The following is a 15,445-nucleotide window of genomic DNA, read 5'->3' as shown; positions in this document are numbered from 1 at the left end:
AGCGAAAGACCAGCTGAAGCTCGATGGGTACCGCGTTCGTCAACGTCGGGCGGTGAAACGGTATTGGATCTTGGTGCAACTCGCTTATGTGTACAGTATGGTCGAATCCAACAGCGATTTCTCTACCGGGCTTGACTTCCTTCGAAAGAAGAAAGGACATAGCCTCGTGGAGTTTATTTACGATGCAGCGAAACAAGATATTCCCATTGATGTCGTTAAAAAACAGCTTCATGTGGCATAAGGGGTACTCCGTTTGTCTCTTTTTACATGGTAATTATTGTAATGAAAATTGCTCAACTACAGTTAAGTAATTCCAACTTTTTAGTAAGTCCAAGCCTGTTGCTCCAATCATAATAGGAATAGCAATTAAAAATGAAAATTCTGATGCTGTTTTATAACTAGCTCTTGCCAATAATCCACCAGAGATCGTTGCCCCTGCCCTTGAAAAACCAGGATATACTGATAGACATTGAAATAAGCCAATTGTTAATGCCTGTCGATAAGTTAAGTCATCTAAGGAATAGGAGGCAGGTTTAAGTTTCTTCTTTTCTGCAATAATCATAAGAATAGCCCCTGCTACGAGTCCGATCACCACAGTGTTTGGACGAAATAAATAGTTTTTTATGACATCATGCAACAATAAACCAGCGATTACCGCAGGGAAAACACCTAGTATGATGTGTATTGCATTGAATTTCTTTTCTTTCTTTAAAATGGGCTTAATATTAAATAAAGAAACGAGACGCTTGCGATATAAGATGGAGATAGCCAGTATTGCCCCTAACTGTATAACAATTTCGAACGTTTTTGATCTTTCATCTTCAAAACCCAATAAATGGCCAACTAATATTAGATGACCTGTAGAAGAAATCGGTAAAAACTCAGCTAAACCTTCAACAATTCCTAATATAAAGGCAATTAATAGATCGTTTATCATTCATCATTTCTCTCCTGGATACATTCATGTAGTTATGATTCTTCAATGAATATCCACCTTTTTAAAGTAGACGATGGTTGCAATCAATCCAATGATAGATGTAGCAAAAATAGCAATATAAGAAACTTCCGCAGGGTAAGTCGGTTGAAGGGTATCATTTGCAATATCTCCTGCTGCTGCCCACGGAAACAATCCCCTATGTTCCGAATTTCCACTCATAACGTTTATCAAGGTGATCACGATTGTAAAAATAATGGTTGGTACATAATTCTTCATGACAACTGCTACAAGTACAATTGGAGTTGATAATATAAAAAGAAGGAGCCCGCCTGTCATAAAATTCCCCAAAGACTTAACGATTAATAAGGGACTTAAACCTTGAAACTGTCCTAATACCCCTAAAAATAAAGTTAATCCCCAGGCAACGAAAGTTAGGAACATGATCCACATGAATAGGATGATTAATTTGCTCATAATAAGGCTTATTCGTGACACGGGGATGGTTAAAAGGTTTTTCAAAGTATCTTCTAAATATTCACGGTTAAAAAGATAGGCTGAAACGACTCCATATAAAGGAACACCGATTAATAAAACCGTATACAAATTCGTTTCGGAAAAAAGCTCAGGAAATGTAATGATCTGATGTGAATCCTCAGTCTTCATATAAATATAGGATGCAACTACCACCATAAAGGGGGCTACCGCTGCTCCGAGAACGCTAATGAGGAACATCTTAGAGCGTTTTAACTTTAATAGTTCCGTATATAATAAATTAATCAATTGTACCACCCCCAACTAATTTGGTAAAGTAGTCTTCTAATTTGTCTTCGCTCATTGTAATCTTGTATACTTCAATATCATTTTGCACAAATAATTTATTGATTTTTCCCTGTTGTCCGAGATGCGAATAGACGCGGATATTTCCTTCTTCATGAACTTCATAATCAAAAATATGAAAATTCTTCTCTAGGAGCATCACTGCTTTATTGTCGTTAGATACTTGAAACTCTATGTATCTACAATTTCTTTTCCTTAGTTCATCAGCTGTTATCTCTTCTAGGAGCTTTCCTTCATGAATGATCCCCATTGTATCTGCCAACTGTTCTATTTCTGATAAAATATGGCTCGAAATTAATATGGTAATCTTTCTTTCTTCAGCCAATGATTTAATAAGGTGCCGTATTTCCTTAATGCCAATCGGATCCAATCCATTAGTAGGTTCATCTAATATTAATAGTTCGGGATAATGGAGAAGAGCCCTGGCAATCCCTAATCTTTGCTTCATTCCTAAAGAATATTTATCCACGAGCTTTTTCGTCTCATTTTGAAGTCCTACAATTTCCAGCACTTCTTCAATAGCATTTCTCTTGTGAACGCCCATAATTTTAGCATTAATGAGTAAATTTTCTTTTGCCGTAAGATTTCCATAAAAACCAGGCACTTCAACCATTGACCCGATTCTCCTTAAAATCTCCTTCTGATTTTTAAACAAATCTTCTCCAAATATTTCAATTTTTCCAGAGGTAGGTTTAATCAACCCTAATAACATTCTGATCGTAGTCGTTTTCCCCGCACCATTTCGGCCAAGAAAACCGTAAATCTCTCCTTGATTTACAGTCATATTAACATGATCGACTGATACTTGGTTGTCATACTTCTTTGTTAGATTGGCCGTTTTTATGATTACACTCAATATGATGCACCCTCTTTCAGTAAACTTAGTTACATTATAAGAAGGCTTTTTTAATTGCTTCTTATCTGTTTCTTAACTATTTCTTAAAATCCGTTCGAGTGCTTATGTTTTGGTACTGAAAAACCAAACGTAGTTTTTTCCCACGGACTACTCTCTACCCATATTGTTCCACCGTTTTTCTCTACAAGCGCTTTTGCAATAGAAAGGCCTAGGCCACTCCCCCCATGAAAAGAACTTCTGGCTTGATCACCTCGATACATTCTTTCAAACACGAATTCAAGATCCTTTTTTGGAATACCAGGTCCCTGATCCCAAATAAGCAAATGATATTCGTCCGTTTTTTCTATAAGCTCTACCCCTAAGATGTTTCCATCTCTCCCATATTCCAATGCGTTCTTGATTAAATTCCGAATGATGCGGATAAGACTCAAACGATCCGCCATGACAAAACATTTTTTTTCAGGGATATTTAAATGTAGCTGTACATGATCATTCTTCAATTTAGGCAAAAACTCAATTAATGTTTCTCTGACAAATTCTGATAGATCCAGGGATTCTACTTTCAATGGGATCTCATCAGCGTCAAGCTTTGCCATGACAAAAATTTCATCTATCAATTGCTTTAAATTATTGGATTTCTTAGAGAGAATCTCAAGATATTCACGTTTTTCATCCTCTGAAGCCGCTATATTATCTCGAAGGGCATCAATGTATCCAATAATAGATGCAAGGGGGGTTCGAATATCATGGGATATACTTGAAAGAAGACGTCTTCTGGCTGTATGGAATTTAATTGCTTCAATCTGATTTTTTTCTAATTGTTCAAGTAATTCATTAATTAAAAAAATGACTTCATTCAATAGATGATCGTCCTTAGCTAGTAATCTTGTCTTTAAGTTCCCGTTCATGGCTCGTCTTAACTCCTCAACGATGTGCTTTAACCTTTTACGAGAATGAAGTATCTTTATTAAAAGAATGAACGTCACAGAAAATAAGAAAATAAATAAAGCCCCATTTAACAGGCCTACCAAACTTTCCTTAATATCTATCAAGAAAAGCCCGGTAATCACTATGAATTGAAGGATAATAAGGAAAATATATTTGTCATGATTCATCTTTTTCACCCATAAACTTATACCCTATACCCCAAATCGTTTGAATAAATTGAGGATTAGAGGGATCTTTTTCTATTTTCTTTCTAAGTTTTCTAATGTGTACCATGACTGTATTGTCATCTTCTATATAATTGCTATTCCAAACATGGCGAAACAGTTGTGTTTTTGTAAATACTTGTTCAGGATGGGAAGCAAAAAACTTCAGGAGTTCAAATTCCTTAGCCGTTAATGATATTTCTTCACCGTCTACCGTAACGGTGCATTTTTTCAGATCAATCGTTAAGCCTTTAAATCTTAAAAGAGATTCTTCATGAGAACTGTCATTACTGCCTAATACCAAAAACCTTCTCATAAGAGCCTTGATTCTCGCAACCACTTCATTGATGCTAAAAGGCTTAGTGATATAATCATCTGCTCCTATACTTAAACCTAAAATTTTATCTACCTCGTGATCCTTTGCAGTGAGCATAAGTATAGGCACATTCGTTTTATTTCTAAGTCTTCTGCATACCTCTATACCATCAACTTTCGGCATCATTAGATCTAAGATGATTAAATTGTATGTATTCGTCTCAAATAAAGAAAGGGCCTCCTTTCCATTTGCTGCCACATCTACTTCATACCATTCTCTTTCTAGATATATTTTCAATAAATCTCTAATTTCTTTGTCATCATCAGCTATGAGTACTCGAATATCTTCCATATTTTCACCTATTTCTTATTTTATTAAATTGAGGGTGTTGCAAAACGTATAATCTCTAAATAATGGGCAATAAAAAACCTACCTGTTTGGAAAGAATGGTAAGTACTCAAAAACCCATGAACCAAAGAGGTAGATACTCCCATGATGCCCAATTTTTCTATGGAGCATGCAATGTTTGCAATCAAAGACCCTGTTTTACAACATGCGTTAACGTTTTTAGATTGTCCTAATATTCCTGAGACCACGTATGTAACAGGAAGACCTGCCGTCCCAAGAACATCCATGTTGAAATGTTTCATTATCAAGACGGATTTCGGGATTGCTTCCTTACAGAAGCTTGTTAGGTTCCTTAGTAGTTATCCCTATTGGTGCTGGATAGTTGGACTTCCCTATGTTCCTCATCTTTCAACGTTTTCACGTGCAGCCACCTGGTGGAGAACCGAAGTTTTTTTTCTTCATACAGCTTTTCTCAAAGGTTTGCCTGTTAATACAAAACTAGAGTCCTTTACGTTAGAAGAGCAAACCTCTTTGATCGTTACGTCCAATAAAGGACCGAAGGACTGGGGAGAGCTACTTTACGATCCAGCCATCGCCACCGTTATTTTAGACCGACTCGTCCATAAAGGCGAAGTCATTCATTTACATGGAGAAAGTTATCGTATTAAACATCGGCCAACCATATTTGGTAACAACTAAGTGTTCAAAGTTATTTAGCAAAAAGTGTTCAAACGTACTTGACGGCCACACAAAAAAAGTACTATTTCATATGGGCAATGTTTCGCTTTTTTTATAAATCAAAACCTCATCCATATGAAAAAAAGCACTCTTTATTGGCTTATGTGCTTGCTTGTAAAAATAACTTTATTATAGTGAACAAGTTCCTGCTTAGCAAGTATTGCTCAAATTATTGGCGTGATATAATGAGGAGTATCTATGATTATCCTCCCAAGAAAAGGAAAAATATTTTTTAATTAGGCTATTGTTAATTATCAATGTTTATATTCGATTAACACAAACCATATATTCCAGATAAAAAACGTTCGAAAGAATTCTTTATGATTTTCAATAAGGATTGTTTATATTATCGAGGAGTAGGAGGTCAGTGAATTTGTCGATAATAGAACTTTTGAGCAAAATAAGGGGAGAACAAACGGCTTCAATAACAATGCAACAAAAAACTTTACAAGTACTGTTATCCTTTTCTTTCGGAGTGCTTCTTGGTTTTATATCAAAATATAGTGATACAATCCCTTCAAATGGGTTATTAGGATATATTCTTGGTATTATAAGTGACATAACCACCAGATTAGGTATATGGGTTCTCCTGGCTACAATTATTGCTGTATGGAGCAATAATCCAAGAATTGGTGCCATAAAAGTTTTTGCATTTTTTGTCGGAATGTTGTTAATGTATTATATATATTCAATGTGGTTATTTGGTTTTTTCCCTACCTATTACTTTATCCATTGGGGTGTAATTGCGTTAGCATCACCAATAGCAGCCTATATCGTATGGTTTAGCAGAGGAAACGGATGGATTGCAGCGTTTTGTGCCGCAATGCCTATTGGTTTACTTGTTTCAACAGGCTATCCGTTTTTTTATACGTTTGCAATAACTCATGGATTTGAAATTCTGTTTTCTGTCATTCTGTTTATTATATTGCCAACAAATCAAAAACAAAGGTTGCGAATTTTTACATCGATGTTATTCATCATGTTTATAATTAGAAATTCAAATATCTTATCATACCTATTTGGTGGTCTATAAATATAATTTTGATATTATATACATCTTGTCTGATCTCTTACCATATACAGCCGATACGCTTTAAAACACGTTCAGGATAAGAGTGCATAAATAGAAAAAACTTTTGTACTGCTTGTTCAATCTCCGATTGATTTTTATGAAATACAATAGTTAAGACATCAACTCAGATTTATATGATTTTCTCTTCATATTTTCTAAAGACTTTTACAACACTAAAAACAAAATCTTTGGGTGGTTCCGTACGAGGGAAAGAGGGAAAGCGAATTGTTGATTGTTCCATAGTAATCCCCATTCCAAATTTAGCTTGAAAATAAAAAACCGCACGCCAGGAGTTTTTTCCATTATACTCCTGTGACGTGCGATTTTTAAACAACTATTTTTTCACTCTACAACAATTCGTATATACTTTTCAAGCTATTATTCCACCGTAACCGACTTGGCCAGATTACGTGGTTTATCCACGTCGCAGCCGCGGTGCAGTGCCGCATAGTACGAGATCAACTGCAGCGGAATCACCGACACAAGCGGTGTCAAAAGCTCATGTACGGCTGGAATGACGAAGCGGTCGCCCACCTCTTCCATCCCCTGCATGCTGATGATGCACGGATTTGCGCCGCGTGCCACAACTTCTTTCACGTTACCACGGATATTCAAATCCAGGCGCTTCTGCGTTGATAGTGCAATTACCGGTGTATCATTCTCAATCAGCGCAATCGGGCCGTGCTTCAGTTCGCCAGCAGCAAAGCCTTCCGCTTGAATATAAGAAATCTCTTTCAGCTTCAACGCACCTTCCAGACATACGTAGAAGTCTAAACCACGCCCGATAAAGAATGCGTTGCGATGTATGCTCAAGAACTCATCCGCTACTCTTTTCATCTCTTCCTTACTATCACACAGCGTCTCCATCGCATTCGCCACAATACCCAGCTCTTTCAGCAAATCGAAATCGGGCCTTAACCCTTTGGCAATGGCTGTATCCACCGCAAGAATCGCAAGTACAGCCAGTTGCGCGGTATATGCTTTCGTCGAGGCTACCGCGATTTCCGGTCCCGCATACAGCGGCAACGTATAGTCTGCTTCACGTGACAGCGTGGAACCCGGCACGTTCGTAATTGTCAGCGCCTTATGTCCTAGCTTTTTCACTTGCACTAGCACGGCGCGACTATCCGCCGTCTCACCGCTTTGGGAAATGAAAATAAACAACGGCTTCTGGCTCAAAAGTGGCATATTATATGAAAATTCACTGGCAATATGCACTTCAACCGGAATGCCAGCCAGCTTCTCAATGAATTGTTTGCCCACCAATCCTGCATGATAGCTCGTGCCGCAGGCTATAATATAAATGCGGTCAGCATCCTGCATTGCCTGACGAATGGATGCATCCAGCTTCAAGTTTCCGTTTTCATCCTGATATTGCTGGATAATATTGCGAATAACAAACGGCTGCTCATCAATTTCTTTCAGCATGTAGTGCGGATACGTACCTTTCTCAATATCGCTGACATCGATTTCCACCACGAATGGCTCACGGGAAACTACATTGCCGTCCAGATCCTTGATCGTTAAGCTATCTTTCATTACGACAACAATTTCTTCGTCCATCAATTCAACGAATGTGTCTGTTACCTGTAGCATTGCCATTGCATCGCTGGCCACCACATTGCAGCCGTCACCAAGGCCAACGAGCAACGGGCTTTTGTTTTTCGCCACATAAATAACATCCGGATTCTCTTCATCCAACAGAGCAATGGCATACGAACCTTTCAAGTTTTTCAATGTTTTGCGGAAAGCTTCCTCAACGGACAAACCTTCCTCCACGAATTTCTCCACCAACTGCACGATAACTTCCGTGTCCGTGTCGCTGATGAATGAATGACTGGATAAGAAATCACGCTTAAGGTGTTCATAGTTCTCAATTACACCGTTGTGCACAAGCGTAAAGCGGGAAGAACTACTTTGGTGCGGGTGCGCATTTACACGATTTGGCACGCCATGCGTCGCCCAGCGAGTGTGTCCAATACCAACTGTTCCATGCGTATTATAATCGACAATATCGCGCAGCGCGGCGATGCGTCCCTTTTCCTTAAAGATGCGTACCCCTTCTCCGTTTACTACGGCAATTCCCGCGGAATCATATCCTCTATATTCGAGTTTCTCCAAACCCTGAAGCAAGATTTCTTTCGTATCCTGTGTTCCGATATATCCTACAATTCCACACATAACTTATTTACGTTCCCCTTTCAAGACAGGGGCAACACGCTATCCTTATTCCTTGCTTTCAGACAGGGCGTGCCCCCGTCTGCCATTGTCTTTTGTATTATTTTAAAAATCCCCCTACACACATACCCGTATTCCATATAATTTGAACCAAAACGTAAATGAAGACGGGTAAGGGACCGTGCTGTCCTATTGTGCGTCAGGTTTCCCAGACGTTTTGTCGAACAGCCCTACGGCAGCGGCCCGCTGCCGGGAGGCATCCGCCGAAAACTCGATAAACCTCCACCTCGTCAACCATTCCTTTTCACCCGTTCACGGAATGGTCCTGGCGCTTTTACGACATTATTATATTCATAATCCGTCTTTAAGGTTTCCTGCTCTTTCCACTCCTCCCCTCACAATACTATTGATACATTACCACAAAAAAATATTTTTTCACAATAGGGATTTTTCCCCCTGACCATTCTTGTATTTAAGTAAAAGGAAAAGATGCGGCGGGTGACCACCGCATCCTTTTTCCAAAAGTTTATACTAGTTCTTTCTCAATTACATCGGCGATTTTCTGAACGTACTCTTTCAGTTCATCTTCATCCGGCCCTTCCGCCATGACGCGTATGATCGGTTCTGTACCGGATGGACGGACAAGCACGCGGCCGTTAGAGCCAAGCTCCGCTTCCACCTCCTCAATCACAGCTTTGATGACAGCGTTGCCGTTTAGCTTCGTCTTATCGGCTACGCGGACATTTACAAGAATTTGCGGATATTGTGTCATTGTTTCTGCCGCAAGTTCAGACAACGGTTTTTGCGCTTCCACTACCACGTCAAGCAGCTGTAGTGCGGTCAAAAGTCCATCTCCGGTCGTATTGTAATCTAGAAAGATAATATGACCGGATTGCTCTCCGCCAATATTGTAACCGCCTTTCAGCATCTCCTCCATGACGTAGCGGTCACCTACCGCTGTCTGACGCGTTTGGATGCCAGCCGCCTCCAGCGCTTTGTAGAAACCAATATTGCTCATAACGGTGGAGACAACCGTATTATTCTTGAGCTTGCCACGGCGCTTCCACGCAATACCGCAGATTGCCATAATAAAGTCACCGTCTACAATACTGCCCTTTTCATCTACGGCAATCAAGCGATCCGCATCCCCATCAAACGCAAGGCCGAGTGCCGCACCGTGCTCAACCACCGCTTTTTGCAGCGCTTCCGGATGCGTCGAGCCGCAGTTGTCATTAATGTTAAGCCCGTCAGGATTGCATGCGAGCGTGACTACATCTGCTTCCATATCCGCAAACAACTGCGCAGCTAGGGCGGAGGCAGCTCCATTCGCGCAATCCACGACAATTTTCAGCCCGCCAAAACGGTTCTGCACCGTCGTTTTCAAGTATTGCAGATATTTTTGGGCACCTTCTTTATAATTCAGCACCGTACCAATATCTCCGCCAATCGGACGTGGTAGCTCATCTTTTTCCGCATCCAGCAGCTTTTCAATCTCCGCTTCTTTTTCGTCCAGCAGTTTAAAGCCGTCACCGCCAAAAAACTTAATACCGTTATCCTCTACCGGATTGTGGGAAGCAGAAATCATAATGCCTGCGTCCGCTTCCAACGCTCTGGTCAGATATGCCACACCTGGTGTGGAAATAACACCAAGCCGAATAACTTCTGCGCCGATCGATTGCAGACCGGCGATAAGGGCGCGCTCTAGCATCGGACCAGAAATGCGCGTATCACGTCCGACAACCACTTTTGGTTTCACATTTTTGCTGTCACGAATTACTACATACCCACCGCAGCGCCCTAGCTTATACGCTAATTCTGGCGTTAGTTCCGTGTTGGCTACTCCTCTCACTCCGTCAGTTCCAAAGTATTTACCCATGCTTTTTACCTCTCCTCTCATGAGTTAACATGCTGATCTCCAGCCTGTTCCTTTATTAAAATCGTTACTTGCAAGCTTCCGGGGTTCGTTACTTTGACATCAGGCGGAAGATTAGCAATGCGCACCGTCATCGTGTGCTCCCCCGGTGTATTATCGCTAATGTCAACGGAAGCGGTCAATTTGCTTCTGTCAAATTTCTCCATCGACTCTTTTGTTCCCTGTAGTTCCAATCGAATGCGGCCGGATGAAGGCTTTACAAATTCGAATGTCTTATCGGAAGCAAGACCTTGGACACGAATCGGGAGTTCTACGGATTCATGGACATTGATAGGTTGCTCCGGCTGTCCAACCGGAGAATCGGGCTCCTTCGACCCTATGACCTCCTCTTCCGCCTTCGAGATATTTACAGTCACTTCTGCTGTTTTAATATCTGTCTTTTCAATTTTATCAAGCAACGGAACGTTTACCTGTATTTTCTTTGTTGCGGTCCATCCGCTCACGTCTACTTCAGGAAGCGTGTAAGAAGACATCGTGTCAAGCACGCTTTGTGAACCATAGATAGTAATTTGCGGCGGAGTAACCGTCACAGAATCAATTTTGTAGCCGTTCGCCGGAACTCCTTTGGTCTGAACCCGCAAAGGTACCATTTTGGAAGGCAACGCAACGAGCGGCACGTACACTTCCGCGGACGAAGGAGACACTCTGGCTACATCAAGCGGTTGCCCTTTTCTATCCAGTACACGCAAGGGCACTTTGGTATCTATCGGGCCTTCCGCTTCTTCAACACTGACAACCGCCTGGACAAACGCTACATCTTTCACCCTGCTTTCCGGCACAGCCACGGTTACTGTTTGCGGCTTGATGACCGGCTCGCCCGCCTTTGTGTATCCTCTGGCTTTGCCCATCAGGTGCACCTGAACATTCTTCTGGATTTTCTTAATCTCTTCAATGTTTACAGATACTTGACTCGGCTGGATGGTAATATCCAATCCGTGAGGCAACCCCTCATACTGAACGGGCACTTCGTAACGGCCACTTTCGTATCCCCGCAAATCAATAAAGACTTCGAAATTGTCAGGCGAAAGCAAGGAAGACATGGCCAGTAAGTCTTTGCTTCCTCTTATCTCCACATGTACGGTAGACGGAGCGTCCACAAGAAATTTTTTTTCGTCATATCGAATCTTTAACTCTTTATTCAGTTGTGTAGACGCTTGTGCCTGTCCCACACCTGTGCTATACGAAGCAGGTTCGTTATTGACCACAGCCCAAAGCATAATCGCCACCAGAAAAGATATGACTTTCACAACAGTGTTGTTACTTAGCCATCTATCCATCATTTTTCACCTTCCGTTGCCAAAGCGGCGAAGCAGCTCGCGACTGCGGCATCAGTTTTTCCCGAAGGAGTTTGGCTAGCATTTCTTCCGTATAATTGCGTGTAATTTCACCATTTATCGCAATTGAGACTTGGCCTGTTTCTTCGGAGACAACGATCGCAATTGCGTCCGACACTTCGCTCAACCCGATAGCCGCTCTGTGTCGCGTCCCTAATTCTTTCGAAATGGTGGGGTTCTCGGACAGCGGTAAATAGCATCCTGCTGCCATGACCATATCCTTCCGCATAATTACCGCGCCGTCATGTAGCGGCGTATTCGGAATAAAAATGTTAATTAAAAGCTCAGAACTGCATCTGGCCGTAAGTCCAATACCTGTTTCGACATAATCGGACAAGCCTGTTTCGCGTTCGATAACAATCAAAGCTCCAATCCTGCGCTTTGCCATATAAAATACAGCTTTGACTACGGCCTCCACGACATCAAGCACAATCTTCTCATCTGGTGCTGAACTTCGAGCAAACAGCCGCCCCCGCCCAATTTGCTCAAGTGCGCGCCTAAGCTCGGGCTGAAAAATGACCAGAATCGCAAATACGCCATAGGATAAAGCCTTATCCATTAGCCATTGCAACGTACGAAGTTGCAAAAAAGAACTGGCGACCATAGCAATGACGATTACCATAATTCCCTTAAATAGTTGGAGAGCACGTGTACCGCGCAGCAGCAAAATCAATTTATAAATAATGTACGTGACGATTAAGATATCAACGGCATTAATAATGTAGCCAAGAAAATTTTCGGTAAAATCGGCCATTCACTTTCCTCCTTCAAGCGGGAGGTACTACTTTCCCGGCACTCTTCTTTTCCTAGTATATATTGTTTCTTTTACCCATGCAAAAAAGACACGGTTTTGCCGTGCCCTTCTTCCGTCTCTATTTTAACTTTTCATCAACAAATTGAAAACCTTTTTTATATTGTACCAAACCCATTCAACCGCTTGATGGATTTCCTGTACCTCGCCGGTAATATGGGAGGTTGATGCCATATACACTTCTCCGTCTATGGCGACTACATTGCCTTTTACATCTCCGTCAACCTTTATGTTGCCATTACGGACAACAATATCCCCTTCTACCACTTTGCCAGCCGGAACAATGACCATATGCTTTTCTTCATCAACCTTAATGTTTTGGAATTGTGGGGCCGAAAATTCAAACCGCTCCTGCCCTTCCGTCCAGAGCGACATCATGCTTCCCGCCATCAGCATGATAAACAGCGACGCAGCCACAAGCAACGGATGCCGCTTAATGTGCTCAAACCAGCTGGTTTTGCGTTTCTCTTTAGGTAGCGCAGCCATCACTCGCTCGGTAAACCCTTCCGGAGCTTTCATATGAGACAACCCCTGCACAAAGGCAATGGTACGTTCCAGTTCATGAAAGTGTCTCTTACAGTTCTGGCATTCGGAAAGATGAACGCGAAGCTGCATTTCTTCTTCTTTCGTCGTCTCCTCATCGAGGTAGCAATGCATGAGACGTACGATTTCGTTACAATGCATAAACAATCTCTCCTTCCTTTTTGTTACATGAACCGAAGTTTTTTACGCAGCGCTTCCCTGCCCCGATGGATTCTTGTTTTGATGGTGGAGACAGGGAGTTGAACCACTTCGCTAATTTCTTGCAGACTTAAATTTTCTATATAGCGTAGCAACATTACCACACGGTATTTAGGACTAAGGCCCATAATAGCTCCCTGCACTTCCTCCTGTAGTTCGTCGGTCAGCACCTCTTCTTCCGGCCCTTTGCTGGTATCGGCAAGCCGATCGTGCCAATCCACTCCGTCTGCTCCTGTAATTTCTGCATCAATGGAGAGATTTTTTTTACGTTTTCTGATGACGTCAATGCTTAAGTTTGAAGCGATACGGTATATCCAGGTTGAAAATTTGTATTTAGGATCGTAGCTATCAAGATTGGCATATACACGCAAAAACGTTTCTTGGGCGACGTCTTCCGCCTCCTGTCGATTCCCAAGCATACGATAGGATACGTGGTATATTTTATCTTTATATAAATCGACCAGTTCCGCGAAAGCATCCCGATCTCCATTTTTGGCACGCTGGATAATCCGTTGCTCAGTAATGTCCAATTTTCTCCACATCCTAAAATCAGTTTCCCGTAATCTATATACGTCTTCCTGCGCCACAGGTTTCAAAAAATAAGAAAATCTCACGTGCATTGCCATCCACTCTTTTTCCTCAAAAAAGCCAGGTCGCTTTGTGTCACTTTCTTATCCGATAAAAAAGACGAGAACGCGGATAGCCGCATTCTCGCTTTTTGTTACACATCTCTATGCTTATATTATAATAATTTTTCTCCAAATACGGAACCCATTAGTGCTACAGCTACCCGCGCCGTTTGGTTCATTTGGTCAAGAATAGGATTTACTTCTACGAATTCGGCGCTAGTCAGCACATTCGCTTCCGCCAGAATTTCCATTGCCAAATGGCTTTCACGGTAGCTGATGCCCCCGATAACTGGGGTTCCGACACCTGGGCAATCGTGCGGATCCAGTCCGTCCAAATCTAGGCTCAAGTGAACGCCGTCCGTGCCGTTTGTCACAATTTTTAGCGCTTCTTCCATTACACGAGCCATACCCATCCTGTCGATTTCATGCATGGTAAATACTTTAACACCAAGCTTCTGGATAAATTCTTTCTCGCCTGGATCAAGCGCGCGCGCACCAATAAGTACTGTTTTTTCCGGATCAAGATTCGCGTCCGCTCCGCCGATAGATGTCAAAGATTCATGTCCGTAACCTAGGCTAACCGCAAGCGACATGCCATGAATATTACCGGAAGGCGAAGTTTCCGCTGTATTCATATCACCGTGCGCATCATACCAAATTACACCGGTTTTCGGACGGTGCTGCAATACACCAGCAATCGTACCGATAGCAATGCTGTGGTCACCGCCGATAACAAGCGGAAAATGGCCTTTTTTCATTTCACCTGAAACCGCATCGCACAATTCCCGGTTAACACGCGCAATTTCATCAAGATATTTCAGGTTTGTACCCGCAGTTGTATTTTGCTTTGGACGGCGCACTACAATATCCCCTTCATCATGCACCGTGTAGCCGATTTTTTCAAGGCGTTCCACCACCCCGGCATAGCGAATGGCACTCGGTCCCATATCTACACCGCGGCGATCGGCCCCCAAATCCATAGGAACGCCAATAATCGAAATATTAGAATTCATCGTAGGATTCATAGATGTAAGCCCTTCCTTTCCATGTGTCTGCACTTATTGTACACTGTAAAAGAAAGATGACTCAACTCGACAAGATTTTGAATGGTTATACATATTAAAGACGGAAAATATAGATGATTCCTATTTTCTATGTTTGGATTCCACCAATGATTAACCCACTTAGTTTTATAATATAATTAGAGTTCCATTTTTCTGACTTTTATGCTCAGACAAGTACAATAATAAAGTAATACCATTACAGAAAACGCGCTGTTTTCTTGGAAAATGTTTAAGAAAACAGCGCGTTTTGACATACAAATAACGATCATAAATAAAAAAAGACCCTTCTCTAGAGTCTTATGCTTTCAATGTATGGAGCGGGTGATGGGAATCGAACCCACGTATTCAGCTTGGAAGGCTGATGTTCTACCATTGAACTACACCCGCAAAAAACAATTCAATCGCTTTTCATAGAGAAACGTGGTCGGGAAGACAGGATTTGAACCTGCGACCCCCTGGTCCCAAACCAGGTGCTCTACCAAGCTGAGCCACTTCCCGAA

General features: G+C 41.8%; 13 protein-coding genes, 2 tRNA genes and 3 pseudogenes. 4 read left to right on the top strand and 14 right to left on the bottom strand.

What is annotated here, in order from left to right; translation table 11 throughout:
- Positions 1 to 241, top strand: a pseudogene (locus BLR88_RS17415) (IS701 family transposase); the annotation flags it as partial.
- A 33-nt stretch (positions 242 to 274) separates the two neighbouring features.
- On the opposite strand, the gene BLR88_RS17410 reads toward BLR88_RS17415, so the two are convergent.
- The 5 genes from BLR88_RS17410 to BLR88_RS17390 all read right to left on the bottom strand — a co-directional run bounded on the left by BLR88_RS17410 (position 275) and on the right by BLR88_RS17390 (position 4,448).
- Complete coding sequence (locus BLR88_RS17410) at positions 275 to 937, bottom strand: undecaprenyl-diphosphate phosphatase (protein ID WP_302846670.1); 663 nt, start codon at positions 935 to 937, stop codon at positions 275 to 277.
- Between the two features lie 42 nt (positions 938 to 979).
- A complete protein-coding gene (locus tag BLR88_RS17405) occupies positions 980 to 1,717 on the bottom strand; it encodes an ABC transporter permease (RefSeq protein WP_091261404.1) in 738 nt (245 codons plus the stop codon).
- On the bottom strand, positions 1,710 to 2,630 hold the full coding sequence (locus tag BLR88_RS17400) for an ABC transporter ATP-binding protein (RefSeq protein ID WP_057900102.1): 921 nt from the start codon (positions 2,628 to 2,630) through the stop codon (positions 1,710 to 1,712). The genes BLR88_RS17405 and BLR88_RS17400 overlap by 8 nt, the downstream gene beginning before the upstream one ends.
- An 83-nt stretch (positions 2,631 to 2,713) precedes the next feature.
- Positions 2,714 to 3,745: a sensor histidine kinase gene (locus BLR88_RS17395; RefSeq protein WP_057900103.1), complete on the bottom strand. Its 1,032-nt coding sequence runs from the start codon at positions 3,743 to 3,745 to the stop codon at positions 2,714 to 2,716.
- A complete protein-coding gene (locus BLR88_RS17390) occupies positions 3,735 to 4,448 on the bottom strand; it encodes a response regulator transcription factor (protein ID WP_057900104.1) in 714 nt (237 codons plus the stop codon). Before BLR88_RS17390 ends, BLR88_RS17395 begins: the two co-directional genes overlap by 11 nt.
- Positions 4,449 to 4,589: 141 nt before the next feature.
- Between BLR88_RS17390 and BLR88_RS20695 the strand changes: the two are divergent.
- The 3 genes and pseudogenes from BLR88_RS20695 to BLR88_RS17380 all read left to right on the top strand — a co-directional run.
- Positions 4,590 to 4,871 (top strand): annotated as a pseudogene (locus BLR88_RS20695) (transposase); the annotation flags it as partial.
- A 96-nt stretch (positions 4,872 to 4,967) separates the two neighbouring features.
- Positions 4,968 to 5,144 (top strand): annotated as a pseudogene (locus BLR88_RS20690) (ATP-binding protein); the annotation flags it as partial.
- Positions 5,145 to 5,556: 412 nt separating this feature from the next.
- Entirely contained in the window at positions 5,557 to 6,216 is a 660-nt protein-coding gene (locus BLR88_RS17380; protein WP_091261403.1) for a DUF6518 family protein, read from the top strand.
- 417 nt (positions 6,217 to 6,633) lie between these two features.
- Here the strand turns inward: BLR88_RS17380 and glmS are convergent, their stop codons facing one another.
- From glmS to BLR88_RS17335, 9 genes are all read right to left on the bottom strand, one after another.
- On the bottom strand, positions 6,634 to 8,436 hold the full coding sequence (gene glmS, locus BLR88_RS17375; RefSeq protein ID WP_057900107.1) for a glutamine--fructose-6-phosphate transaminase (isomerizing): 1,803 nt from the start codon (positions 8,434 to 8,436) through the stop codon (positions 6,634 to 6,636).
- Between the two features lie 523 nt (positions 8,437 to 8,959).
- Positions 8,960 to 10,309, bottom strand: a complete 1,350-nt coding sequence (glmM, locus tag BLR88_RS17370) for a phosphoglucosamine mutase (protein ID WP_057900108.1) — start codon at positions 10,307 to 10,309, stop codon at positions 8,960 to 8,962.
- 17 nt (positions 10,310 to 10,326) lie between these two features.
- Positions 10,327 to 11,643, bottom strand: a complete 1,317-nt coding sequence (locus BLR88_RS17365) for a CdaR family protein (protein ID WP_057900109.1) — start codon at positions 11,641 to 11,643, stop codon at positions 10,327 to 10,329.
- Positions 11,636 to 12,454: a diadenylate cyclase CdaA gene (cdaA, locus tag BLR88_RS17360; protein WP_057900110.1), complete on the bottom strand. Its 819-nt coding sequence runs from the start codon at positions 12,452 to 12,454 to the stop codon at positions 11,636 to 11,638. The genes BLR88_RS17365 and cdaA overlap by 8 nt, the downstream gene beginning before the upstream one ends.
- Before the next feature lie 123 nt (positions 12,455 to 12,577).
- The gene (locus BLR88_RS17355) at positions 12,578 to 13,195 is read right to left on the bottom strand and encodes a zf-HC2 domain-containing protein (protein WP_057900111.1); all 618 of its coding nucleotides are present in this window, start codon (positions 13,193 to 13,195) and stop codon (positions 12,578 to 12,580) included.
- A 23-nt stretch (positions 13,196 to 13,218) separates the two neighbouring features.
- Positions 13,219 to 13,782 carry an RNA polymerase sigma factor SigW gene (gene sigW, locus BLR88_RS17350; protein ID WP_057900450.1) on the bottom strand — a complete coding sequence of 188 codons (564 nt, stop codon included), beginning with the start codon at positions 13,780 to 13,782 and terminating at the stop codon, positions 13,219 to 13,221.
- Positions 13,783 to 13,994: 212 nt separating this feature from the next.
- Positions 13,995 to 14,894, bottom strand: coding sequence for an arginase (rocF, locus tag BLR88_RS17345; RefSeq protein WP_057900451.1), 900 nt, complete (start codon positions 14,892 to 14,894; stop codon positions 13,995 to 13,997).
- Between the two features lie 364 nt (positions 14,895 to 15,258).
- Positions 15,259 to 15,332 (bottom strand) — tRNA-Gly (locus BLR88_RS17340).
- A 34-nt stretch (positions 15,333 to 15,366) separates the two neighbouring features.
- Positions 15,367 to 15,443, bottom strand: a tRNA-Pro gene (locus BLR88_RS17335).
- Positions 15,444 to 15,445: the final 2 nt, after the last annotated feature.

Source organism: Aneurinibacillus thermoaerophilus, assembly GCF_900099925.1.
GTDB classification, from domain to species: domain Bacteria; phylum Bacillota; class Bacilli; order Aneurinibacillales; family Aneurinibacillaceae; genus Aneurinibacillus; species Aneurinibacillus thermoaerophilus.
Note: the sequence above shows the minus strand (reverse complement) of the source record. Positions and strands in the feature narration are given on the sequence as shown.